General features: G+C 68.3%; 21 protein-coding genes. 16 read left to right on the forward strand and 5 right to left on the reverse strand.

Features of this window, described 5'->3' with window-relative positions; translation table 11 throughout:
• Positions 1-137: 137 nt before the first annotated feature.
• From paaB to I0K15_RS10375, 4 genes are read left to right on the forward strand one after another with little or no spacing between them, the layout of a single operon-like run.
• A complete protein-coding gene (gene paaB / locus I0K15_RS10360; protein WP_196101452.1) occupies positions 138-422 on the forward strand; it encodes a 1,2-phenylacetyl-CoA epoxidase subunit PaaB in 285 nt (94 codons plus the stop codon).
• Positions 422-1,141: a 1,2-phenylacetyl-CoA epoxidase subunit PaaC gene (gene paaC, locus I0K15_RS10365; protein ID WP_196101453.1), complete on the forward strand. Its 720-nt coding sequence runs from the start codon at positions 422-424 to the stop codon at positions 1,139-1,141. Before paaB ends, paaC begins: the two co-directional genes overlap by 1 nt.
• Complete coding sequence (gene paaD, locus I0K15_RS10370; protein WP_196101454.1) at positions 1,135-1,623, forward strand: 1,2-phenylacetyl-CoA epoxidase subunit PaaD; 489 nt, start codon at positions 1,135-1,137, stop codon at positions 1,621-1,623. The genes paaC and paaD overlap by 7 nt, the downstream gene beginning before the upstream one ends.
• Positions 1,623-2,645: a 2Fe-2S iron-sulfur cluster-binding protein gene (locus I0K15_RS10375; protein WP_196101455.1), complete on the forward strand. Its 1,023-nt coding sequence runs from the start codon at positions 1,623-1,625 to the stop codon at positions 2,643-2,645. Before paaD ends, I0K15_RS10375 begins: the two co-directional genes overlap by 1 nt.
• Positions 2,646-2,648: 3 nt before the next feature.
• On the opposite strand, the gene I0K15_RS10380 is transcribed toward I0K15_RS10375, so the two are convergent.
• From I0K15_RS10380 to I0K15_RS10395, 4 genes are all read right to left on the reverse strand, one after another.
• The gene (locus I0K15_RS10380) at positions 2,649-3,032 is read right to left on the reverse strand and encodes a hypothetical protein (protein ID WP_196101456.1); all 384 of its coding nucleotides are present in this window, start codon (positions 3,030-3,032) and stop codon (positions 2,649-2,651) included.
• A gap of 60 nt (positions 3,033-3,092) precedes the next feature.
• Positions 3,093-3,845 carry a bestrophin-like domain gene (locus I0K15_RS10385; protein WP_196101457.1) on the reverse strand — a complete coding sequence of 251 codons (753 nt, stop codon included), beginning with the start codon at positions 3,843-3,845 and terminating at the stop codon, positions 3,093-3,095.
• Between the two features lie 99 nt (positions 3,846-3,944).
• Entirely contained in the window at positions 3,945-4,418 is a 474-nt protein-coding gene (locus I0K15_RS10390) for a carboxymuconolactone decarboxylase family protein (RefSeq protein WP_230374083.1), read from the reverse strand.
• Positions 4,415-4,924, reverse strand: a complete 510-nt coding sequence (locus I0K15_RS10395; RefSeq protein ID WP_196101458.1) for an RrF2 family transcriptional regulator — start codon at positions 4,922-4,924, stop codon at positions 4,415-4,417. Before I0K15_RS10395 ends, I0K15_RS10390 begins: the two co-directional genes overlap by 4 nt.
• Positions 4,925-5,080: 156 nt before the next feature.
• Here I0K15_RS10395 and I0K15_RS10400 point away from each other — a divergent pair, with 156 nt between their 5' ends.
• From I0K15_RS10400 to cysG, 12 genes are all read left to right on the forward strand, one after another.
• Positions 5,081-5,623, forward strand: coding sequence for a GbsR/MarR family transcriptional regulator (locus I0K15_RS10400; RefSeq protein WP_196101459.1), 543 nt, complete (start codon positions 5,081-5,083; stop codon positions 5,621-5,623).
• 4 nt (positions 5,624-5,627) lie between these two features.
• On the forward strand, positions 5,628-7,040 hold the full coding sequence (locus tag I0K15_RS10405) for a cytochrome ubiquinol oxidase subunit I (RefSeq protein ID WP_230374084.1): 1,413 nt from the start codon (positions 5,628-5,630) through the stop codon (positions 7,038-7,040).
• A gap of 128 nt (positions 7,041-7,168) precedes the next feature.
• Positions 7,169-8,182 carry a cytochrome d ubiquinol oxidase subunit II gene (locus I0K15_RS10410; RefSeq protein WP_338420741.1) on the forward strand — a complete coding sequence of 338 codons (1,014 nt, stop codon included), beginning with the start codon at positions 7,169-7,171 and terminating at the stop codon, positions 8,180-8,182.
• 92 nt (positions 8,183-8,274) lie between these two features.
• Positions 8,275-8,826 carry an ANTAR domain-containing response regulator gene (locus I0K15_RS10415; RefSeq protein ID WP_196105445.1) on the forward strand — a complete coding sequence of 184 codons (552 nt, stop codon included), beginning with the start codon at positions 8,275-8,277 and terminating at the stop codon, positions 8,824-8,826.
• Entirely contained in the window at positions 8,823-9,980 is a 1,158-nt protein-coding gene (locus I0K15_RS10420; RefSeq protein ID WP_196101460.1) for an ABC transporter substrate-binding protein, read from the forward strand. The genes I0K15_RS10415 and I0K15_RS10420 overlap by 4 nt, the downstream gene beginning before the upstream one ends.
• A 289-nt stretch (positions 9,981-10,269) precedes the next feature.
• On the forward strand, positions 10,270-11,595 hold the full coding sequence (locus I0K15_RS10425; protein WP_230374397.1) for a CmpA/NrtA family ABC transporter substrate-binding protein: 1,326 nt from the start codon (positions 10,270-10,272) through the stop codon (positions 11,593-11,595).
• A 73-nt stretch (positions 11,596-11,668) separates the two neighbouring features.
• The gene (locus tag I0K15_RS10430) at positions 11,669-12,751 is read left to right on the forward strand and encodes an ABC transporter permease (RefSeq protein ID WP_422393979.1); all 1,083 of its coding nucleotides are present in this window, start codon (positions 11,669-11,671) and stop codon (positions 12,749-12,751) included.
• Positions 12,752-12,756: 5 nt separating this feature from the next.
• Complete coding sequence (locus I0K15_RS10435; protein WP_196101462.1) at positions 12,757-14,409, forward strand: ABC transporter ATP-binding protein; 1,653 nt, start codon at positions 12,757-12,759, stop codon at positions 14,407-14,409.
• Positions 14,410-14,464: 55 nt separating this feature from the next.
• Positions 14,465-16,897 (forward strand): nitrite reductase large subunit NirB, encoded by a 2,433-nt coding sequence (gene nirB, locus I0K15_RS10440; RefSeq protein ID WP_196101463.1) that lies wholly within the window; start codon positions 14,465-14,467, stop codon positions 16,895-16,897.
• A complete protein-coding gene (gene nirD / locus I0K15_RS10445; RefSeq protein WP_196101464.1) occupies positions 16,894-17,232 on the forward strand; it encodes a nitrite reductase small subunit NirD in 339 nt (112 codons plus the stop codon). The genes nirB and nirD overlap by 4 nt, the downstream gene beginning before the upstream one ends.
• A 239-nt stretch (positions 17,233-17,471) precedes the next feature.
• Complete coding sequence (locus I0K15_RS10450) at positions 17,472-19,994, forward strand: nitrate reductase (protein ID WP_230374085.1); 2,523 nt, start codon at positions 17,472-17,474, stop codon at positions 19,992-19,994.
• A 9-nt stretch (positions 19,995-20,003) separates the two neighbouring features.
• The gene (cysG, locus tag I0K15_RS10455; protein WP_196101466.1) at positions 20,004-21,380 is read left to right on the forward strand and encodes a siroheme synthase CysG; all 1,377 of its coding nucleotides are present in this window, start codon (positions 20,004-20,006) and stop codon (positions 21,378-21,380) included.
• 94 nt (positions 21,381-21,474) lie between these two features.
• On the opposite strand, the gene I0K15_RS10460 is transcribed toward cysG, so the two are convergent.
• Entirely contained in the window at positions 21,475-22,257 is a 783-nt protein-coding gene (locus tag I0K15_RS10460; RefSeq protein WP_196101467.1) for a histidine phosphatase family protein, read from the reverse strand.
• Between the last annotated feature and the right edge of the window lie 27 nt (positions 22,258-22,284).

A 22,284-nucleotide genomic window follows, 5' to 3' on the forward strand; every position in this document is an offset into this window, starting at 1 on the left:
CGGGGATATTTGGATCAAGGTGGAAAGAGGGCGGCGCGCCTGAGCCTTTCCACCTTGAACAGAAATATCCTCGTCTGACGTCTTCGCCGGAGGCGAAGTAAGGCAGCACGAAACCACATCCTGAAGGACGACGCGAGATGACCGAAGCCACGCCGCTCTGGGAAGTGTTCATCCGGCCCCGCAACGGGCTGAGCCACAAGCATGTGGGCTCGCTCCACGCCGCCGATGCGACCATGGCGCTGAACGCGGCGCGGGACGTCTACACGCGGCGCGGCGAGGGGACGTCGATCTGGGTGGTGCCGTCCTCCGCGATCAGCGCGTCGGACCCCGCGGCGGCGGACGAGAATTTCGATCCGGCGGAGGGGAAGGTCTATCGCCACCCGACCTTCTACGACATCCCCGACGACGTGGGGCATATGTGATGTTCGAGCGGCTTCTGGAGATTGCGGACGACCACCTGATCCTCGGCCATCGGCTGTCGGAGCTGACCGGCCATGCTCCGACGCTGGAAGAGGAGCTGGCGCTGCCCAACATCGCGCTCGACCTCATCGGGCAGGCGCGGGCGCTTTATGAACATGCAGGGATCGTCGAGGGCAAGGGGCGGTCGGAGGACGACCTCGCCTATCTGCGCCCCGAGCGGGCCTATCGCCACTGCCTGCTCGTGGAGCGCCCCAATCAGGACTTCGCCCATGTGGTGCTGCGGCAGCTCTATTTCTCCGCCTTCATGGCGCCTTACTGGCACGCGGCGCAGGAGAGCGAGGACGACACTGTCGCGGGCATCGCCGGCAAGGCGGTGAAGGAGGCGCGCTATCACATCCGCCACGCGGGCGAGTGGGTGATCCGCCTCGGCGACGGGACGGAGGAGAGTGCGGCGCGCATGGCCGAGGCGGTGGCGGAGCTGACGCGCTACACGCCCGAGCTTTTCGAGCCCGACGACACGCCGGGCCTGCCCGATCCGGCGGAGATGCGGGGCGAGTGGGATGCGACCATTGCCCATGTCTTCCACGAGGCGAAGCTGGAGTTGCCCGAGGTGCCCTATCCGCAGACCGGCGGCCGGGCCGGGCGGCATGGCGAGGTGCTGGGCCACCTGCTCGCCGAACTGCAATACATGCAGCGCGCCTATCCGGGGGCGACATGGTGATCGCGCTGGAGACACGGCGCGCCTGGGAGGCCGCAGCCGCCGTCCCCGACCCGGAGGTGCCCTGCGTCACCGTCGAGGACCTCGGCATCCTGCGCTCGGTCGAGATGGAGGACGGGGTGGCCGTCGCCCGCGTGACCCCGACCTATTCCGGCTGCCCCGCCGTGCTCGCCATTGAGCTGGCGGTGGAGGCGGCGCTGCGCGATGCGGGGTTCGAAGCGCGGGTGGAGCGGGTCACGCGGCCCGCCTGGACCACGGACTGGATCACCGAGGAGGGGCGGGAGAAGCTGCAGGCCTACGGGATCGCACCGCCTGTGAAGGCGTCGAACTCCGTCCGCGCGTTGTTTGGTGAGACGGTCGTGGCCTGTCCGCGCTGCGGCTCGACCGAGACCGAGCGCATCTCCGAATTCGGCTCGACGGCGTGCAAGGCGCTTTACCGCTGCACGTCCTGCGCCGAGCCCTTCGACTATTTCAAGTGCATCTGATGGCCTTCGAGACCCTGAAAATCGCCGCCCGCCGTGAGCTGACGCCTGACGCGACCGTGCTGACCTTCGACCGAAGCTTCGACTTCGTGCCTGGGCAGTACCTGACGCTGAAGAGGGGCGACGTGCGCCGTTCCTACTCGATCTGTTCGGGGCCCGGTGAGCCGCTGTCGGTGGGCATCCGGCGGGTGGAGGACGGCGCGTTCTCCGACGGGATTCTGCGGGAGCTGAGCGAGGGCGCGGAGATCGAGGTGATGCCGCCGCAGGGCCGCTTCACCTGTGCCGTGGAGGAGGGGGCCAAGGTGCTGCTGATCGCCGCGGGCTCCGGCATCACGCCGATGATGTCGATCGCGAAGGCGGTGCTGGAGAGCACGTCGACCGGCGAGGTGACGCTGGTCTACGGCAACCGCGACCTCACCCACATCATGTTCCGCGAGGAGCTGGACGCGCTGAAGGACCGCTTCCTCGGGCGGCTGTCGGTGATCCATGTGCTGAGCCGGGAGCCGCAGGAGATCGACCTCGCCAACGGGCGGATCGACGGGGAAAAGGTGCGGCTGCTGGCCGAACGCGGCCTGATCGACATGGAGGCGGAGGTCTACCTCTGCGGCCCCGGCGGGATGATCAAGTCGGTGGAGGGCGCGCTGGCGGAACTCGGCGTGGCGCGGGAGCGGATCCACCACGAGCTCTTCACGCCGGAGGGCGGCTTCGTGCTGCCCAAGACCCGCAAGCCCACGACGACCGAGGGGGTGCCGGTGGAGGTGATGCTCGACGGCACGCGGCGGCGCTTCTCGGCCAGGGGCGACAGCGAGACGGTGCTGGAGGCCGCGGCCCGTGCCGGGCTGGAGCTGCCCTATTCCTGCGCGGGCGGCATGTGCTGCACCTGCCGCGCCAAGGTGGTCGAGGGCACGGCGGAGATGGACGCCAACTACTCGCTGGAACCGTGGGAGCTGGAGGCGGGCTTCACCCTCGCCTGCCAGGCGCGGGTGAAGGACGGTCCGCTGGTGCTCGACTTCGACGCGAGCTGAGGCTCAGCGGCCGAGGTTCTCCAACCCGGACGTGTCGATCCCGTCGAGCACGTTGTCGAAGCGATTGTCGTTGCTCGACTGGATCGCCTGGATGGTCGCGGCGGAGCGGATGGCGCGCTGCTGCGCCTCCGTTTGCGTCTCGCACTGGCGGAAGGCGTCGGACCAGCCCTGAGCGTAGTCGCGGTCGGTGTCGAACCGGGCCTGATCCTTGCGGAACTGCTCGAAGAGATCGCCCGCGGCCTGCCGCCCGGAGTGGCAGCCATCGTCGAAGCCCTGCCGGTAGGCGGTGGAGACGTTCGCGGTGGGCGAGATCATGGTCTCGGAGGGCGGCGGCAGTTCGCAGCCGGCCACGAGCATCGCTGCGGCGAGAAGAAAGGCACGGGTCATCGAAATACTCCTGATGTGTCGAAATCGATCCCACCGCCCCGGTCAGCCTGGCCCGGGACCTCAGTCCGCCGCAAGCAGATCGGCCTCCAGCACCCGCGCGAAGGCGACGGGCTCCAGCGCGCCCGGCGCCGCGAAGGGGTTGGAGAGGCCGTAGACCAGCGCCAGCACCAGCCCGTTGAACCCGCCGAAGATCGAGAGCAGCATCAGGTTCATCACCCCCGGCGTGTAACAGACGAGGCAGAGCGTGGTCAGCACGATCCCCGCCGTCGCCGCCAGCCAGAAGAGGCCGGTGAAGGCGGTGAGCGCGATGCCCTCGCGCACCTCCCGCAGTTCGGCGATGAGCTGGAGATCCGCGATCATGTGGGTGCGCAGCGTCTCCTGCCGGGCGGTTTCGGGTTCGAGGTTCAGGACGATCTCGTAGACGGCCTCCCGCTCGTGCCAGGCGGCACCGAGGAGGGTCGCGTCCTCGCTGAGCGCCACCCATTCGGGACCCATCGCAATGCGGGTGTAGTCGAGAAGGGCGGTCCGCACCGCCTCCACATCCGCGCCGCCATAGCGGGCGATGTCGTAATGCAGGTCACCGATGGCGGTCGCCTCTTGCACGAGGCCGATCTCGAGTTGCTGATACTCGAACATCTCCTGCGCGAAGATGAGGGCGACGATCAGACCGTGAAGGGCCGCAATGCGAAACGCGATCGAGGCCGCGAAGTCCGGCGTGTCCTCCGTGAAGCGATGGCGCAGCACCCGGTGCCCGACCACTTGGATCGAACAGACCACCGTTATCGTCGCCACGACCGCCAGAACGAAGACCATACGCACCTCACAAGTGGTGTGTTGTAGGGCGCGGGGGCGGGGAGTCTCGGGTTTGATGGGGGCGGACGTCACGCCCGCCCCGAGGGTCAGGTATCGCCGTCAGGCGGCTACTTCCACCGCGTGCGGCGTCCGGAAGCTGACGGCGAGACGGTTCCACACGTTGATCGTCGAGATGGCGACCGTGAGGCGGACCACCTCCGCTTCGGAGAAATGGGCACGGATCGCGTCGTAGGCGTCGTCGGGCGCTCCGCTCCCGGCGATGTCGGTGACGGCCTCGGTCCAGGCGAGGACCGCACGCTCGCGCGCATCGAAGATCGTCGCCTCGCGCCACACGCAGATGAGGGCGATCCACTGTTCCGGCAGGCCGTCGCTGCGGGCCTCGCGCGTGTGCATGTCGACGCAGAACGCGCATCCGTTCATCTGGGAGGCCCGCAGCTTCAGAAGATGCAGGATGCGCGGCTCGAGCCCGGATCTGTCGGCAGTGTAACGCTCGAGCGCGTAGACCGCCTGAACGGCATCGGGGGCGGCTTTCATGTAGTCGAGACGGGCCTGCATGGTCGTGTCCTCCTTCATCGGGACGTCGGGGTGTGGCGGATGTTCGCGTCGAGGAAGGCGCAGCCCCGGCGGGCGATGGCGCCATCGTGGTCGGCCTCTTCGACCTCGCGGACGAGTTGGGCCACGGTCACGGCGCGAAGCTCGGCACGGTAGGCGCGTTCGGCACGCAACATGGCGGCGTTGATCTGGCAGGGTCGCTGGAACGCGCTCTTCGGAAGCGGGTTCGGGCCCTTTTGCCGGATCTCCTTGCAGCGAAAGGCAGGCTCGGGCCCCTCGACCGCGAGTACGATGTCGAGGAGGGTGATGTCCTCCGCCGGTCGGGCGAGCCGGTAGCCGCCTTTCGGTCCCGGCACCGTTGCGAGCAGGTTTGCCGCCGACAGGGCCTGCAGGTGCTTCAGCAGATAGCTGGGCGAGACGCCGTGAAACTCCGCGAGTGCGGCGGCGGAGAGGAGGCCGCCCTCGGGCAGCACCGCCAGCATCGTGACGGAGTGCACGGCCTGTTCGACGCCATCTCCCAGCTTCATTTCTCACCTCATGATTCGTGGATATATTTTATCCGCGATATGCATTGTCGCAAGTGCCGATCGCGACGGCACGCCGCACCCCGGTCCCCTCCCAACTGACGTGCACGTCGCCTACATCTGTTTCAGAAATTTCTGAAACGACGGATGTACATGACGATGCTCTCAAATCTCCGGCAGGACTTCGTGCTGCATTTCGGCGAGATGGGCTCGCGGTGGGGGATCAACCGGACCGTGGGGCAGATCTATGCCGTGCTGTTCCTCGCCGACGAGCCGATGTGCGCCGATGAGATCCAGGAGGCGCTCGGCGTCTCCCGCTCCAACGTCTCCATGGGCCTAAAGGAGTTGCAGGCCTGGCGGCTCGTCCGTCTCTCCCACAAGCCGGGGGACCGGCGCGACTGGTTCACCACCCCCGACGATCTGTGGGAGATCGTCCGCATCCTCGTGGAGGAGCGCAAAAGGCGCGAGATCGACCCCACGCTCACCAAACTGCGCGAGCTGGAGATGGCGACGCCTTGCGCCTCGGACGCGCATGCGCATGCCCGGATCGCCGAGCTGCGGGAGCTTATCGAAATGCTAACCGGTTTCTACGACGACATGGCGCGGCTGGAGACCGAGCGCCTCGTCGCGCTGATGAAGATGGGGCGCAAGCTCGGGAAATTCGTGAGCAGCGCCAACGTGTTGAGAATGAAGAAAGCGTAAGACCATGATGGACACCCTTTTGCTGTCCCGGATCCAGTTCGGGGCCAACATCTCGTTCCACATCCTGTTCCCGACGATCACCATCGCGCTGGGCTGGGTGCTGTTGTTCTTCAAGCTCCGCTTCAACGCCACCGGCAACATGAAGTGGATGGACGCCTACCGCTTCTGGGTGAAGGTTTTCGCGCTGTCGTTCGCCATGGGCGTCGTCTCGGGCATCACGATGAGCTTCCAGTTCGGCACCAACTGGCCGGGCTTCATGGAGACGGTGGGCAATGTCGCCGGGCCGCTCCTCGCCTACGAGGTGCTGACGGCCTTCTTCCTGGAGGCGGTGTTCCTCGGCATCATGCTGTTCGGCTGGAACCGGGTGCCGGGCTGGCTGCACACGCTGGCCACGTTCCTGGTGGCGTTCGGCACCACGATGTCGGCGTTCTGGATCATCGTGCTGAACTCCTGGATGCACACGCCCGCGGGCTATGAGGTCATCGACGGGGTGGTGCACGCCACCGACTGGGCTGCGATCATCTTCAACCCGTCGATGCCGTACCGCCTGACGCATATGCTGCTGGCGAGCGGTCTGACGGTGGCCTTCCTGATCGCGGGTCTCTCCGCCTTCCGGATGCTGATCGGCGATCGGTCGGAGGCGGTGAAGAACCAGCTCAAGGTCGGTGCCATGATGGGTGCCCTGCTGATCCCGGTGCAGATCCTCGCGGGCGACATGCACGGCCTCAACACGCTGGAGCACCAGCCGGCCAAGGTCGCGGCGATGGAGGGCAACTGGGAGACGGACGAGGGCGTGCCGCTCCTCCTCTTCGCCATCCCAGATCAGGAGGCGCGGGAGAACCGGATGGAGATCGCCATTCCCTACGGCGCGTCGCTGATCCTGACCCATGAGCTCGACGGCGAGGTGCCGGGCCTGAACGACTTCGTGACGGAGGAGGGTGAGATCCTGCACCCCCGCGTCGCCCCGGTCTTCTACGGCTTCCGGGTGATGGTCGGCACCGGCATGGCCATGCTGCTCCTGAGCTGGGCCGCGGTGGCGATGATGGCGAGGAAGCGCACGGCCGAGGATGGGACGCGCGTGTGCCGCGGGGCGGACGGGATCGGCAGGCCGATGCTCTACGCCTTCGTCGCGATGACCTTCTCGGGCTGGCTGGCGACGCTCGCGGGCTGGTACGTGACCGAGATCGGGCGGCAGCCGTGGCTGGTGCAGGGCGTGCTGCAGACCAAGGACGCGGTGGCGCAGGTGCCCAGCGGCATGGTGCTGTCGACGCTGATCGCCTACCTCGCGGTCTACGCGGTGCTGACGGTGACCTACGTGCTGGTCCTCTTCTTCCTCGCCCGCCGTGCGTCGAAAGGGGAGCGGATGCGCAACTTCGAGCGCCCGCGCTCCGGCGCCGCCGTGATCCCGGCCGAGTGAGACATCAACGTGCAACCGAGGGGGCGGGTCGCCTGCCCCCTCTTTCCAGCTTGTCGAAATATCCTCGCCGAAGGCCTTCGCCAAAGGCGAAGCAGGCAGCGCGAAACCGCATTCCGGAGTGACCCCGCATGATGACCCTGTTCGGAGATCCCGCCATCTGGCTGCCCATCGTCTTTGCCGGGCTGATGGGCCTCTCGATCCTGATCTACGTGATCCTCGATGGCTTCGACCTCGGCGTCGGTGTCCTGTTCCCCATGGCGCGGGAGAATGAGAAGGACATCATGATCGCCTCGATCGGGCCGTTCTGGGATGCGAACGAGACGTGGCTGGTGCTGGCGATCGGCCTCTTGCTCGTCGCGTTTCCGACGGCGCACGGCGCGATCCTGACGGCGCTCTACCTGCCCGTCGCGATCATGCTGATCGGCCTGATCCTGCGCGGCGTGGCCTTCGAGTTCCGGGTGAAGGCGCCGGAGGAGTGGCGGCGCTTCTGGAACCGGTCCTTCTTCGTCGGATCGCTGATGACGACGTTGAGCCAGGGTTTCATGCTGGGCATCTACATCATGGGACTGGAATACACCGCGACATCGGTGGCCTTTGCGGTGCTGACGGCGGCGTGTCTGACGCTCGCCTACGCGTTCATCGGGTCGGCCTGGCTGATCCACAAGATGGCCGATGATTTCCAGCGGCGGGCCGTGCGCTGGGCGCAGCGGGCGCTGGTGGGTGTGGTGGTGGGCCTCGGCGCCGTGTCGATCGTGACGCCGCTGGTCAGCGCGCGGGTGGCGGAGAAGTGGTTCTCCTTCCCCGAGCTGATGCTGCTCGCCCCGCTGCCGTTGATGTGCGGGGCGTTGATCGTGCTGCTGTGGATGGCGCTGCGGGCGCTGCCGACGCCGGACGACCGGTGGAACTGGTTCCCGTTCGCGGCGGCCATTGTGCTGTTCACCCTCGCCTTCTTCGGGCTCGCCTACTCGTTCTATCCTTACGTCGTGCTCGACCAGCTCACGATCTATGAGGCGGCGAGTGCGCCGGAGAGCCTGATCATTATCCTCTTCGGCGCGCTCTTCGTGCTGCCGATGATCCTGGGCTACACGGTGCTGGCCTACACCGTGTTCCGCGGCAAGGCGCAGGCGCTCACCTACTACTGAAGGGGGCTTGCGCCGCCCGTCGCCTCCGCTACGCTGCACCGCAGCATGAAGCGGAGGCGCCGTTGGACGGGCTCAACATCCTTGTCGTGGACATGGACCCGGAGCGGGGGGAGGAGATCGTCTCCGCCCTGCGCGAGGCCGGTGCGGGCCGCGTGACCCGGGTCGAGGCGACGGCGGGCCTCGACCGGCGGCTGGCGGAGGTGGCCCCCGACATCGTGCTCGTCGATCTGGAGCATCCGAGCCGCGACATGCTCGATGCGCTGACGCTCGCGACGGAGCCCACGGCGCGGCCCGTGGCGATGTTCGTGGACCGCTCGGACCGGGCGCTGATGCAGGCGGCGATCGATGCGGGCGTGTCGGCCTACGTGGTCGACGGGCTCAGGGCCGACCGGGTGAAACCGGTGCTCGACATGGCTATCGCGCGCTTCCACTCGGTCGGGCGGCTCAGGGCGGAGCTGGAGGCGACGCGGGCCGCATTGGCCGAGCGGAAGACCATCGACCGGGCCAAGGGCATCCTGATGAAGGCGCGGGGCCTCAGCGAGGACGAGGCCTACGCGCTCCTGCGCAAGACCGCGATGGATCAGGGCCGCCGGGTGGCGGAGGTGGCCGAGAGCCTCGTCTCCGCAGCGGGGCTGCTCGGATGAGCCGGGTCGAGATCACGCTGGGCTACATTCCGCTGACGGACGCGGCGCTGCCGATCCTTGCGCTGGAGCTGGGCTTCGCCGCCGAGGAGGGTGTGGAGCTCACGCTGGTGCGGGAGCCGAGCTGGTCCAACATTCGCGACAAGGTGGCGATGGGGGTCTATCCGGCCGCCCACATGCTCAGCCCGCTGGCGATCGCTCTGACCGCAGGGGTGGGGCCGCATCATGCACCGGTGGTGGCTCCCATGCTGCTGGGCACCAACGGCAACACGCTGACGGCGACGCCTGCGCTGGCGGAGCGGTTGCGCGCGAAGGGGGCGGTCTTCGGCGATGCGGCCTCGACCGGGGCGGCGCTGGCGCAGGTGGAGGATCTGCGCGTCGGCGTCCCCTTTCCTCATTCGATGCATCGCGAGCTGGTGCGGTTCCTGATCGAGCGGTCGGGTGGCGATGCGGATCGCGTGAGCTTCCTGACCGCGCCGCCGCGGATCCTGCCGGAGGTGCTGGCGGCTGATGAGGTCGATGCCTTCATGGTCGGTGAGCCCTGGGGCTCGACCTCCGTCGACCGGGGGGCGGGCGAGGTGCTGCTGACCGGGGCGCAGATCTGGGCCGGCGCGCCGGAGAAGGTGCTGGCCTTCGACGCTGGCTGGGTCGAGGCGCAGGAGGATGGCGCGCTGGCACTGGTCCGGGCGCTCTATCGCGCGGCGCTCTGGGCCGCGGGGCGGGAGAGTGCGGCGTCGATCGCGGAGATCCTGGCGCTGCCCCGTTACCTCGACACCTCGGCGGAGGTGATCGAGCGGGCGCTGCGCGGACAGGTCCTGGCGCAATCCGGTGGAGTGCCCGTCGAGGCGCCGGGGCTGTTGCGGCTGGATGCGCCCGGTGCGCTCTATCCCTGGATCAGCGGGGCGGAGTGGATCGCGGATCGCGCGGCACCCGGCTGGGGCATCGGGCGGGTGGAGGCGCAGGCGGCGGCCCGCGCGACCTTCCGACCCGACCTGCTGCATGCCGCTCTGGCCCCGCTGGAGGGGGCCTTGCCCCGCCCGATGGCCAAGGTAGAAGGGCGGCTGGCGGCGGGAGATGCAGTGCCCGGCACCCGTGGTCCGGTGCTCGCCGGCCCCGATCTCTTCTTCGACGGATCGGTTTTCGAGCCCGCTGACTAGATTTTCTGCACAGAAAATCGGCAAACAGGCCCCTCAGGTCGGTAAATTTGTGCAGATGCGAAGCGAGAGCCGTTTTTTGTGCATTTGCGTTTGACGCCGCCGGGGCGACTCATGCACCTTCTCGTTAACGGGCAACGACGCCCGCGACCGGCCCCGGCGTAGGGGTCTTCCGCAAAGAGCAGAGCCGCTCATTCCGTTGTCGGGTTCACCCCCCGGCCACCGGATGCGCGGCTTTTTTCGTTCTGGCCAGTCCTTCGAGGAGACAGACATGCGACTGACAGCTTCACTGATGCTCGCCACGGTGCTCGGCACCGGCGCGGCCCATGCCGAGTTCATCTTTCCCGAGAAGGACGAGCTGACCTTCGGCTTCATCAAGCTCACCGACATGGCGCCGCTCGCGGTGGCCTACGAGCTCGGCTATTTCGAGGAGGAGGGCCTCTACGTCACGCTGGAGCCGCAGGCGAACTGGAAGGTTCTGCTCGACGGCGTGATCGACGGGCAGCTCGACGGCGCACACATGCTGGCCGGTCAGCCGCTGGCCGCCACGATTGGCTACGGGACCGAGGCGCATATCGTCACCCCGTTCTCCATGGACCTGAACGGCAACGGCATCACCGTGTCGAACGAGGTCTGGGCGATGATGGAGGAGCACGTTCCGCATGACGACGCGGGCCTGCCGATCCATCCGATTTCGGCCGAGGCGCTGGCGCCGGTGGTCGAGGCGTTCAACGACCGGGGCGAGAGCTTCAACATGGGGATGGTCTTCCCCGTCTCCACCCACAATTACGAGCTGCGCTACTGGCTGGCCGCCGGTGGCCTGCATCCGGGTTACTACTCCCCGGACAACACCACGGGTCAGATCGACGCCGACGTGCTCCTGTCCGTGACGCCGCCGCCGCAGATGCCGGCGACGCTGGAGGCGGGCACGATCCACGGCTACTGCGTGGGTGAGCCGTGGAACCAGCAGGCGGTGTTCAAGGGGATCGGCGTGCCGGTCATCACCGACTACCAGATTTGGGAGAACAACCCCGAGAAGGTCTTCGGCATGACGGCCGAGTTCGTGGAGGAGAACCCGAACACGGCGCTCCTCGTGACCAAGGCGCTGATCCGCGCGGCCATCTGGCTGGACGAGAACGACAACGCGAACCGGCCCGAGGCGGTCGAGATCCTGAGCCGTCCCAACTACGTCGGCGCGGATGCCGAGGTGATCGCGGCGTCGATGACCGGCACCTTCGAGTTCGAAGAGGGTGACGTGCGCGACATCCCGGACTTCAACGTCTTCTTCCGCTACTACGCGACCTATCCGTTCTACTCCGACGCCGTCTGGTACCTCACCCAGATGCGCCGCTGGGGCCAGATCGCCGAGCCGCAGCCCGACAGCTGGTTCGACGAGGTCGCCCGCTCGGTCTACCGCCCGGACATCTACATGCAGGCCGCGCAGATGGTGATCGACGAGGGCTATGCAACGGAAGCGGACTTCCCGTTCGGCACGGACGGCTACAAGGACCCGACCGACGCGTTCCTCGACGGCGTCATGTATGACGGCCGCCAGCCCAACGCCTACCTCGACAGCCTCACCATCGGGCTGAAGGGTGACGAGAGCGTGGGCGGCTGAGACCTCCCTGACTGGGGCGGCCTCGGTTGGGTCGCCCCGCCTTTCCCCAAGTTTTGCAGGCCGGAGCGTAGCAATGACCGCCATGACCGACCCCGACACGCTGGCAGTGGAGAAGGAAGCGCGCCGCGAGCGCCTCTTCACCCGGATCAACAAGGCCGATGGCACGTTCCGCGTGCTGGGGCTGAGCTGGATCACGCCGCTTCTGAAGATCATGGCGGGCGACCGGCCCGGCGCGCACCTCAAGGACATCTGGCGGATGCTGGCCGTGCCGCTGATCGCCATCCTGTGCTTTCTGGCTCTGTGGGCGACGCTGGCGCCGCGCGTGCAGACCTCGCTGGGCGCCATTCCGGGGCCGCAGCAGGTGTGGGAGCAGGTCGGCGTCCTGCATTCCGACGCACAGCGTGAATGGGCGCGGGAGGCGCAGTTCTACGAGCGGCTTGAGGCGCGCAACGAGGCGCTGCGCGAGGCCGGGCAGGCCGACCGGATCCGGGAGCGGACCTATACCGGCGCACCGACGTATTACTCGCAGATCTGGACGTCGCTCCAGACCGTCTTCTTCGGCTTCCTGATCGCGACGGCGGTGGCCGTGCCCATCGGGATCGCCTGCGGGCTGTCGGCGAGCTTCAACGCCGCGATGAACCCGATCATCCAGATCTTCAAGCCGGTTAGCCCGCTCGCCTGGCTGCCGATCGTGACCATGGTGGTCTCCGCGCTCTACACCACGCAGGACGGCTGGTTCGAGAAGGCGTTCCTGACCTCGGCCATCACGGTGACGCTGTGTTCGCTGTGGCCGACGCTTATCAACACCGCGCTGGGTGTGGCGAGCATCGACAAGGACCTCGTGAACGTGGGCCGGGTGCTGAAGCTCGACACCAAGACGCGGATCCTGAAGCTGGTGCTGCCGTCGGCGCTGCCGCTGATCTTCACCGGGCTGCGGCTGAGCCTCGGCGTCGGCTGGATGGTGCTGATCGCGGCCGAGATGCTGGCGCAGAACCCGGGCCTGGGCAAATTCGTGTGGGACGAGTTCCAGAACGGCTCCTCCGACAGTCTGGCGCGGATCATGGTGGCGGTGCTCACCATTGGGATCATCGGCTACCTGCTCGACCGGCTGATGTACGCGATACAGTCCATGTTCACCTTCTCGGCGACGCGGTGAGCGGCATGGGGATCCTGACGCTTCAGAATGTCTCCAAGGGCTATGGCGGGACGCCGGTCCTGAAGGACATCAGCCTCGACGTGGCCGAGGGCGAGTTCGTGGCGGTGCTGGGTTTCTCCGGCACGGGCAAGACCACGCTGATGAACCTGCTCGCCGGGCTGGAACTGCCGGATGCGGGGGCGGTGACCTTCCGCGACGCGCCGGTCGAGGGGCCGGGGCCGGAGCGGGGCCTGGTCTTCCAGTCCTACTCGCTGATGCCGTGGCTGACGGTGAAGGGCAACGTCGCACTGGCCGTGGACGCGGTGCACGCCAAGAAGCCCAAGGGCGAGAAGGCGGAACTGGTCACCAGATATATCGATATGGTGGGCCTCTCCCACGCGGTCGATCGGCGTCCGGCGGAGCTTTCGGGGGGCATGCGCCAGCGCGTCGCGGTGGCGCGCGCGCTGGCGATGCAGCCCGAGGTCCTGCTGCTCGACGAGCCTCTCTCCGCGCTCGATGCGCTGACGCGGGCCAACCTGCAGGACGAGATCGAGGCGATCAGCCGGATCGAGAAGAAGACCATCGTTCTGATCACCAACGACGTGGACGAGGCGATCCTGCTCGCCGACCGCATCGTGCCGCTGAACCCCGACGGCACGCTGGGCGAGGCGTTCGAGGTCAACATCCCGCATCCGCGCGAGCGCACGGCGATGAATGCCGACCCGGTGTTCAAGAGCCTGCGGGGCAAGGTCACGCAGTACCTGATGCAGGTCGGGATCGATGCGAAGGCCGAAGGGACGCGCACGCTGCCAGACGTCACCGCGATCCACCACATGGCGCCGAAGGCGTACCGGGAGGCCGCGATCTCACTGACCGATGACCGCTATCTCCAGTTCTCTCAGGTCCACAAGGTCTATCCGACGCCCAAGGGGCCGCTGACCGTGGTCGAGGATTTCGAGCTGACGCTGAAGAAGGGCGAGTTCGTCTCGGTCATCGGGCATTCGGGCTGCGGCAAGTCCACGGCGCTGACCATGGCGGCGGGGCTCAACGAGATCTCCAAGGGTGCGATCATCCTCGACGGCAAGCACGTGGAGGGCGCGGATCCGGAGCGGGCGGTGGTGTTCCAGGCGCCTTCGCTGTTCCCGTGGCTAACGGCGCGGGAGAACGTGGCGATCGGTGTGGACCGGGTCTACCCGAAGGCGAGCCAGGCCGAGCGGCAGGAGGTGGTGGAATACTACCTCGAACGGGTCGGGCTGGCGGATGCGATGCACAAGCAGGCCTCCGAACTGTCCAACGGGATGAAGCAGCGGGTGGGGATCGCGCGGGCCTTTGCGCTCAGCCCCAAGCTGCTGTTGCTTGATGAGCCCTTTGGGATGCTCGACAGCCTCACGCGCTGGGAGTTGCAGGAAGTGCTGATGGAGGTGTGGAGCCGCACGCAGGTCACGACGATCTGCGTCACGCATGACGTGGACGAGGCGGTTCTCTTGAGCGACCGGGTGGTGATGATGACCAACGGGCCGCGGGCGACGATCGGCAAGATCATGGACGTGGACCTGCCGCGGCCGCGGACGCGCAAGGCGCTGCTCGATCACCCCGACTACTACACCTATCGCGGCGAGGTGCTGCAGTTCCTGGAGGACTACGAGCACGGCCACCAGAAGAAGGCGGACGCGGCATGAAGGGGCGGGACCGCCTCCGGCGGGAGTATTTGAGCGAATTCGAAAGGGGCGTGCGATGAAGCGGCTGGTCGTGATCGGGGCCGGGATGGCCTCGGGCCGGATGCTGGAGCATCTGTTCGAGCGGGAGGCGGGCTACGAGGTGACGCTCTTCGGGGCGGAGCCGCGGGGCAACTACAACCGCATCATGCTCTCCCCCGTTTTGTCGGGCGAGAAGAGCTATGACGAGATCGTCACCCATGATGCCGACTGGTACGCCGGCAACGGCGTGACCTGCCGCTTCGGCGAGCGGGTCGAGGGGGTGGATCCCGACCGCAAGGTGGTGGTGACGGCTTCGGGCGAGACGGCCTACGACAAGCTGGTGATCGCCACGGGCTCGGACCCGTTCATCATCCCGGTGCCGGGCGCGGACCTGCCGGGCGTGATGGCTTACCGCGATCTCGACGACGTGGAGCGCATGCAGGGCTATGCCGCGAAGGGCGGCCGGGCCGTGGTGATCGGCGGCGGTCTGCTGGGGCTGGAGGCCGCGGCGGGGCTGAAGGCGCGGGGCATGGACGTCACCGTCGTGCATCTGGCCGGGCACCTGATGGAGCGGCAGCTCGATCCGGCGGCGGGGTATCTTTTGGAGCGGGAGTTGCGCAGCCGGGGCATCGAGGTGCTGACCGAGGCGAATACCGCGGAGCTACGCGGCACCGATCACGTCGAGGCGGTGCTCCTGAAGGACGGGCGGATCATCGAGACCGACATGGTCTGCATGGCCGTCGGCATCCGCCCGGCCTGTGCGCTGGGTCGGGAGGCGGGACTCGCCGTCAATCGCGGGATCGTCGTGGACGACGCGATGGTGACGAGCGATCCGGACGTGCTGGCGCTCGGCGAATGCGTCGAGCATCGCGGGCAGCTCTTTGGGCTGGTCGCTCCGCTCTACGATCAGGCGAAGGTGGCGGCGGCGACGCTGGCGGGCGAGGCCGCGGCCTTCGACCCGCCGCAGGTCTCCACCAAGCTGAAGGTGACGGGGGTGGACCTCTTCTCCGCCGGGGATTTCGCCGAGGGCGAGGACCGGGAGGAGATCGTGTTCCGCGACGCCGCGCGCGGGGTCTACAAGCGGCTGGTGCTGGAGGAGGACCGCATCGTCGGTGTCGTCATGTACGGTGAGACGGCGGACGGGGCCTGGTTCCTCGACAAGCTGCGCAGCCGCGAGGATATCTCGGACGGCCGCGACACGCTGATCTTCGGCCCGAACTTCGCGGGGGGCGCCCCCGTGGACCCTATGGCGGCCGTTGCAGCCTTGCCGGATGATGCGGAGATCTGCGGCTGCAACGGCGTTTCCAAGGGCACGATCATGGCCGCCATCGCCGGGGGCGCGGGCTCGCTGGCGGAGGTGACGGCGCTGACCAAGGCGTCGACCTCGTGTGGCTCCTGCGCGGGGCTGACGGCGCAGGTCGTGGCGCTGGGCCTCGGCGACGGCTTCGTCATTCCGGCGGAGGCGGGGATGTGCGGCTGCACCGACCATACCCATGAGGACGTGCGCAGGCTGATCGTGGCGGACGGGATGAAGGCGATCCCGGAGGTGATGCAGAAGCTGCATTGGAAGAGCTCCGGCGGCTGCGCGAAATGCCGCCCGGCGCTCAACTACTACCTGCTTTGCGCCTGGCCGGAGGAATACGCGGATCACGCGCAGTCCCGCTTCATCAACGAGCGGGTGCATGCGAACATCCAGAAGGACGGGACCTATTCCGTGGTGCCGCGCATGTGGGGCGGGATCACCACGCCCGACGAGCTGCGCGCCATCGCGGATGCGGCGGACAAGTACGCGGTGCCAACGGTGAAGGTCACGGGCGGGCAGCGGATCGACCTGCTCGGTGTGCAGAAGGAGGATCTGCCGGCGATCTGGGCGGATCTGAACGCGGCGGGCATGGTCTCGGGCCACGCCTATGCCAAGGGGCTGAGGACTGTGAAGACCTGTGTCGGGACCGACCATTGCCGGTTCGGGACGCAGGATTCCACAGGCCTCGGCATTCGGATCGAGAAGGCGCTATGGGGGGCGTGGAGCCCGCACAAGTTCAAGCTCGCCGTGTCGGGCTGTCCGCGGAACTGTGCGGAGGCAACCTGCAAGGATTTCGGCGTGGTCTGCGTGTCGGAGGGCTACCAGCTCCATGTCGGCGGGGCCGCGGGGATGGAGGTGAAGCCGACGCAGCTTCTGTGCACCGTCGCCACGGAGGATGAGGCGGTGGAGTACTGCGCTGCGTTCTACCAGCTCTACCGCGAGGGCGCGCGCTATCTCGACCGGCCGTGGAAGTGGATCGACCGGGTGGGCCTCGACCACGTGAAGGAGAAGGTGGTGGAGGATGCGGAGAGCCGCGAGGCGCTCGCCGCGCGCTTCTTCCACTCGCAGACATTCTTCCAGCACGATCCCTGGGCCGAGCGGGCGAATGGCAAGGACGCGCATGAATTCATGCCGATGGCGGATCTGACACGGGTGGCGGCGGAATGAGTGATTTCGTGGATATCGGGCATCTCGACGACATTCCGCCGGAGGGCGCGCGGGTGGTGAAGACGCCGCTCGGCTGCATAGCGGTGTTTCGGACGTCGGAGGATGAAGTCTTCGCACTCGACGATCGGTGCCCGCACAAGGGCGGGCCGCTCTCGAACGGGATCCAGCACGGGCGATCGGTGACCTGCCCGCTGCATAACTGGGTGATCTCGCTGGAGACCGGACAGGCGGAGGGGGCTGATGAGGGCTCCGTCGCGACCTGGGCGGTGAAGGTCGAGGGCGGGCGGATCCTGCTGGATCGGTCGCGGTTCTCCCGGGCGGTGGCGGCGGAATGAGCTCTTCGCGCAAGCCCCCTTCATTGGATGCGGGAGGGCCCCCCTCCCCATCCCTCCCCCCGCTTGCGGGGGGAGGGGGGCGCTTTGCGGTGAGCGGGGCGACGCCTGAGCCGGGAGGGTTCGGATCGAGCGGTGATTCCCCCTCCCCCCGCCGGGGGGAGGGTCGGGGAGGGGGGCTGACCCCGAGCCACGGGGGCGCAACCCGAACCACCTGCGCCTATTGCGGCGTCGGCTGCGGCGTGATCGCGAGCCCCGACGGACAGGGCGGCGCAACGATCGCGGGCGACCCGGACCACCCGGCCAATTTCGGACGGCTCTGCTCCAAGGGATCGGCACTTGGTGAGACGTTGGGCCTCGACGGCCGGTTGCTCACCCCGCAGGTCGGTGGTGTGGAGGCGTCGTGGGACGCGGCGCTCGATCTCGTCGCGGACCGGTTCAGGGAGACGATTGCCGAGCACGGGCCGGACAGCGTCGCCTTCTACGTCTCCGGCCAGTTTCTCACCGAGGACTACTACGTCGCCAACAAGCTGATGAAGGGGTTCATCGGCTCGGCCAATATCGACACGAATTCAAGGCTTTGTATGGCCTCCAGCGTCGCGGGGCACAAGCGGGCCTTCGGCGAGGACGTGGTGCCCGGCACCTATGCGGATCTGGAGGAGGCCGAGCTGATCGTGCTCACCGGCTCCAACCTCGCCTGGTGCCACCCGGTACTGCACCAGCGGGTGCAGGCGGGTGGGGCGAAGGTCGTGGTGATCGACCCGCGCCGCACGGTGACGGCAGACGGGGCGGATATGCATCTCGCCCTGCGGCCCGGCTCCGACGTGGCGCTGTGGTCCGGGCTGCTCGGCCACCTCTTCGGGGAGGGGTGCATCGACCTCGACTTCGCGGCGCATGTGGAGGGGATGGCGGGCGCTGCCTCGGCGCCGACGCTGGCGCAGGTGGCCGCGGCGACGGGGCTGACCAAGCAGGAGCTCCGGGCGTTCTACGCGCTCTGGACCCGGACCGAGAAGGTGGTGAGCGTCTATTCGCAGGGCGTGAACCAGGCCGCGGACGGGACGGACCGGGTGAACGCAATCCTCGATTGCCACCTCGCGACCGGGCGGATCGGGAAGTCGGGCTGCGGTCCGTTCTCCGTCACCGGGCAGCCCAACGCGATGGGCGGGCGCGAGGTCGGGGGGCTCGCCAACATGCTCGCCGCCCATCTCGACCTGGAAAACGCAGCGCATCGGGAGGCCGTGCAGGGCTTCTGGGCCTCGCCCGCGATCGCTGACAAGCAGGGGCTGAAGGCGGTGGACCTGTTCCGCGCCTGCGCCGACGGGCGGGTGAAGGCGCTGTGGATCATGTGCACGAACCCCGCCGTCTCGATGCCCGAGGCGGATGCGGTGCGCGCGGCGATCCGCAACGTGCCCTTCGTGGTGGTCAGCGATATCGAGGCGGAGACGGACACGGTGCGCCTCGCCGATGTCGCCCTGCCCGCGACGGGTTGGGGAGAGAAGGACGGGACGGTCACGAACTCCGAGCGCCGGATCTCGCGCCAGCGGGCGTTTCTACCGGCGCCCGGCGAGGCGATGGACGACTGGCGGATCATCGCGGAGGTGGGCAAGCGGATGGGCTGGGCGGAGGCGTTCGGCTGGTCCTGCGCCGCGGAGGTCTTCGACGAGTGGACGCGGATGACGGCGCTGAGCCGCGATTTCGGCAAGGTGCTGGACCTGACGGCGCTCGAAGGCTGCGACTACGACGCGATGGCGCCGGTCATGTGGCCGGTCGGCGGGCCGGAGCGGCTGTTCGCGGACGGGGCCTTTCCGCGCGGCAAGGGTCAGATCCTCGCGCCGCGGATGGGGGAGATGCCGCTGCGGGACCGCAGGCATCCGTTCACGCTCAACACGGGCCGGGTGCGCGATCACTGGCACACGATGACGCGCACGGGGCGCTCGGCGAAGCTGTCGCTGCATATCGCGGAGCCCTTCGTGGAGGTGCATCCGGCGGATGCGGCGGCGCTTGGGATCGCGCCCGCGGGCCTGGTCCGCATCGCCTCGGCCCATGGCGCGATGATCGCGCGGGCGCAGGTGACGGACCGGGTGGCGCGGGGGCAGCTCTTCGCTCCCATCCACTGGACCGGGGAGACGGCGAGTACCGCGCGCGTCGATGCACTGGTGGAGGGGCGGGTCGACCCCGTCTCCGGCCAGCCGGCGCTGAAGGGCATGGCGGTCGAGATCAAGGCCCTCGCGCCCGCCTGGTACGGCTTTTGCGTCAGCACGGCGCGGCCCGCGGCGGACACGCTCTACTGGGCGCGGGCGCGCACGGCGGCGGGCTGGCAGATGGAACTGGCCGGGGCCGAGACACCCGGGGACTGGGTCGCCTTCGCCCGCGATCTCTGCGGTGTGGAGGCCGAGGCGGTCACGGTGCTGGACGCCACCAAGGGGATCGCGCGGGTCGCACTGATCGCCGACGGGCGGCTGGCCGGTGCGCTCTTCGCCGCGCGGGAGCCGGTGGCGCTGTCCCGGCCACATCTGCGCGATGCGCTCGGCGAGGGCGGAGCCGAGGTGCTGGCCGGGCGGCCGGGCAATGGGATGCCCGATCCGGGGCCGGTGGTCTGCGCCTGCTTCGGTGTGGGGGTGAACACCATCGTCACGGCGGTGGCGGAGCAAGGGCTGGTGAGCGTCGAGGAGATCGGCGCGGCGCTCAAGGCCGGAACGAATTGCGGCGCGTGCCGCCCGGAGCTGGCGGCGCTGATCGCGCCCCGCGCCGTGGCGGCGGAATAGGAGGCGGCCATGCAGACCTTTCCCATGTTCCTCAAGCTCGCCGGGCGGCGGGTCGTCGTGCTCGGCGGGAGTGAGGAGGCGGCACAGAAGACGCGTCTGATGCTCAAGACCGAGGCCCAGATCGTGCTGGTCTCACCCGAGCTGAATGCTGAGCTGTCGGGCTATGTCGCCGCGGGCCGGGTGCATGAGGGGACCGTGGCGGACCTGCCGGGGGCGGCACTCGCCTTCGCCGCGTCGGGCTGTGCCGGGGCGGATGCGGCCCATGCGGCGCTCGCCAAGGCGCATGGCGTTCTGGTCAATGCGGTGGACGCGCCGGAGCTGTGCGACGCCTTCACCCCGGCGATCGTGGACCGCGACCCGGTGGTGGTGGCGATCGGGACGGAGGGCGCGGCCCCGGTGCTCGCCCGCAGGATCAAGTCGGATCTGGAGGCGTCGTTGGAGCCCGGTCTGGGCCGCTTCGTCGCCGCGGCGGGGGCGATGCGCGGTGCCGTGGCCCAGCGGATCGGCAAGGACAAGCGGCGCGCCTTCTGGGGCTGGGTCTTCGACGTGCTGCGCCCGGCGCACGCGAATGACGAGGAGCTGGCGCTGGATCGCCTCGCCCAAGCGGTCGAGCGCGGTGCGCCGGACGGGGGCGGCCCCGGCTCGGTCTCGCTGGTGGGGGCCGGTCCGGGCGGGGCCGATCTTCTGACGCTGCGCGGGTTGAAGCGGTTGCAGGAGGCGGACGTGATCCTCCACGACCGCCTCGCCGATCCTGCGATCCTGGAGCTTGCGCGCCGCGATGCGGAACGGATCGACGTGGGCAAGGCGCCGGGCGACGCGAACCGGCCCGAAGCCTGGCGGCAGGAGCGGATCGACCGGCTGATCGTGCGGCTCGCCTCCGAAGGGAAGCGGGTGGTCCGCCTGAAATCCGGCGATCCCGGCATCTTCGGCCGTGCGACGGAGGAGATCGATGCCTGCGAGGAGGCGGGGATCGAGGTGGAGATCGTGCCCGGTATCACCGCGGCGAGTGCTGCGACGGCGCAGTTCGGCGGCTGCCTGACCGAGCGCGACCGGATCGACGCGATCACGCTGGCGACGGCGCGGTCCTCGGACGGAGAGGCCTGCACAGCTGCCGCGCGGATGCGGCCGGGCGAGCAGGTCGCGCTCTACATGGGTGTGGGCAAGGTGGCCGAGGTTGAGGCGGCGTTCCGCGCGAACTGCCCCGGAGATCTCGACTGCGTGCTGGTGGAGCGTGCCGGGCGCGCCGATGCGCGGCGGGTGACCTGCCGGCTCGACCAACTGGCGGCGACCGTGGCGGAGGAGAAGGTGGAGAACCCGGCGGTGATCTTCATCCGCTGGCCGAAGAAGGCTGCGGCCGCGGTGGTTCCAGTTCCAGCGATCGCCTGAGCCCTGAAACGAACGGTCCCGGCGCGGTGGCCGGGACGGTTGCATCTGTTGGAAGCGCCCCGGACTTGCTCCGGGGCCGCTCCATGATCAGTCCTCAGCGGTAGACCGGGCTCTCATCCACGTCGAAATGGCCCACATCGGGGGCGGCCGAGCGCAGGCGGACATAGCCGAGCACGCGGTTGTTGAGCTTGGGATCGATCACCAGGATCTCGCCTTCATAGACGTTGAACTCCGTCACTTCGGCGATGTTGGTGAAGTGGCTGACGATCAGGCGCGGCCCGTCGGGTGCGCCCTCCCACTCGCCAAGCCGCTCGCGCAGCGGCCGGCCGGAGGCGGCGCCCTGCAGCGACAGGAGCAGGTTCACGCCCGAGAAGACCTCGGTATTCGCCTCGACCATGTCGGCATATTCAGGGTCCACGTCGCGGAAGCCCTGGATCAGCGCATCCACGGTCTGGCGGTTGCGGCACCATTCGGAGGTGATGATCTCGGACGGGCGCAGGTCGTTGGCCGCCAGCAGCACGCCGAGGTCGCGCATCTGCGCGGTCCCCTGGAAGGTCATGATCCGCTGGTTGTTGCAGTCGGTGGGCGCCACGTTGCGGATGTCACGCTTGGACCAGTCGGTCGGGCCGTGCCGCATCAGCAGCACGATGTCGTCGCGGAAGAGATCGTCGAGCATCTGCCAGGGCTCGAACATCAGGTTCTCGCGCGGCTGGTCGACGGCATCGGCGGCGGTGAAGCTCGCCGACATCTCCCCCACATGGGTCGAGACCTGGCTGATGCCGGTCACCATCTGGTTCTGGGCGGCGGCAGGCACGGTGGCAAGGACGGCGAAAGCGGCAAGTGCGCCAGCGAGCGGCGCGACGGTCTTGATCGGCATGCGAAGTCTCCTGAGCGTGACGCGGCG

The sequence above is a fragment of the Pontivivens ytuae genome (assembly GCF_015679265.1).
Lineage (GTDB): Bacteria > Pseudomonadota > Alphaproteobacteria > Rhodobacterales > Rhodobacteraceae > Pontivivens > Pontivivens ytuae.

What these genes read in the sequence shown, in the direction of transcription:
- paaB (WP_196101452.1), top strand. Translation starts at nt 138, where the DNA reads ATGACCGAAGCCACGCCGCTCTGGGAAGTGTTCATCCGGCCCCGCAAC.
- paaC (WP_196101453.1), top strand. Translation starts at nt 422, where the DNA reads ATGTTCGAGCGGCTTCTGGAGATTGCGGACGACCACCTGATCCTCGGC.
- paaD (WP_196101454.1), top strand. Translation starts at nt 1,135, where the DNA reads ATGGTGATCGCGCTGGAGACACGGCGCGCCTGGGAGGCCGCAGCCGCC.
- I0K15_RS10375 (WP_196101455.1), top strand. Translation starts at nt 1,623, where the DNA reads ATGGCCTTCGAGACCCTGAAAATCGCCGCCCGCCGTGAGCTGACGCCT.
- I0K15_RS10380 (WP_196101456.1), bottom strand. Translation starts at nt 3,032, where the DNA reads ATGACCCGTGCCTTTCTTCTCGCCGCAGCGATGCTCGTGGCCGGCTGC.
- I0K15_RS10385 (WP_196101457.1), bottom strand. Translation starts at nt 3,845, where the DNA reads ATGGTCTTCGTTCTGGCGGTCGTGGCGACGATAACGGTGGTCTGTTCG.
- I0K15_RS10390 (WP_230374083.1), bottom strand. Translation starts at nt 4,418, where the DNA reads ATGAAGGAGGACACGACCATGCAGGCCCGTCTCGACTACATGAAAGCC.
- I0K15_RS10395 (WP_196101458.1), bottom strand. Translation starts at nt 4,924, where the DNA reads ATGAAGCTGGGAGATGGCGTCGAACAGGCCGTGCACTCCGTCACGATG.
- I0K15_RS10400 (WP_196101459.1), top strand. Translation starts at nt 5,081, where the DNA reads ATGCTCTCAAATCTCCGGCAGGACTTCGTGCTGCATTTCGGCGAGATG.
- I0K15_RS10405 (WP_230374084.1), top strand. Translation starts at nt 5,628, where the DNA reads ATGATGGACACCCTTTTGCTGTCCCGGATCCAGTTCGGGGCCAACATC.
- I0K15_RS10410 (WP_338420741.1), top strand. Translation starts at nt 7,169, where the DNA reads ATGATGACCCTGTTCGGAGATCCCGCCATCTGGCTGCCCATCGTCTTT.
- I0K15_RS10415 (WP_196105445.1), top strand. Translation starts at nt 8,275, where the DNA reads ATGGACCCGGAGCGGGGGGAGGAGATCGTCTCCGCCCTGCGCGAGGCC.
- I0K15_RS10420 (WP_196101460.1), top strand. Translation starts at nt 8,823, where the DNA reads ATGAGCCGGGTCGAGATCACGCTGGGCTACATTCCGCTGACGGACGCG.
- I0K15_RS10425 (WP_230374397.1), top strand. Translation starts at nt 10,270, where the DNA reads ATGCTCGCCACGGTGCTCGGCACCGGCGCGGCCCATGCCGAGTTCATC.
- I0K15_RS10430 (WP_422393979.1), top strand. Translation starts at nt 11,669, where the DNA reads ATGACCGCCATGACCGACCCCGACACGCTGGCAGTGGAGAAGGAAGCG.
- I0K15_RS10435 (WP_196101462.1), top strand. Translation starts at nt 12,757, where the DNA reads ATGGGGATCCTGACGCTTCAGAATGTCTCCAAGGGCTATGGCGGGACG.
- nirB (WP_196101463.1), top strand. Translation starts at nt 14,465, where the DNA reads ATGAAGCGGCTGGTCGTGATCGGGGCCGGGATGGCCTCGGGCCGGATG.
- nirD (WP_196101464.1), top strand. Translation starts at nt 16,894, where the DNA reads ATGAGTGATTTCGTGGATATCGGGCATCTCGACGACATTCCGCCGGAG.
- cysG (WP_196101466.1), top strand. Translation starts at nt 20,004, where the DNA reads ATGCAGACCTTTCCCATGTTCCTCAAGCTCGCCGGGCGGCGGGTCGTC.
- I0K15_RS10460 (WP_196101467.1), bottom strand. Translation starts at nt 22,257, where the DNA reads ATGCCGATCAAGACCGTCGCGCCGCTCGCTGGCGCACTTGCCGCTTTC.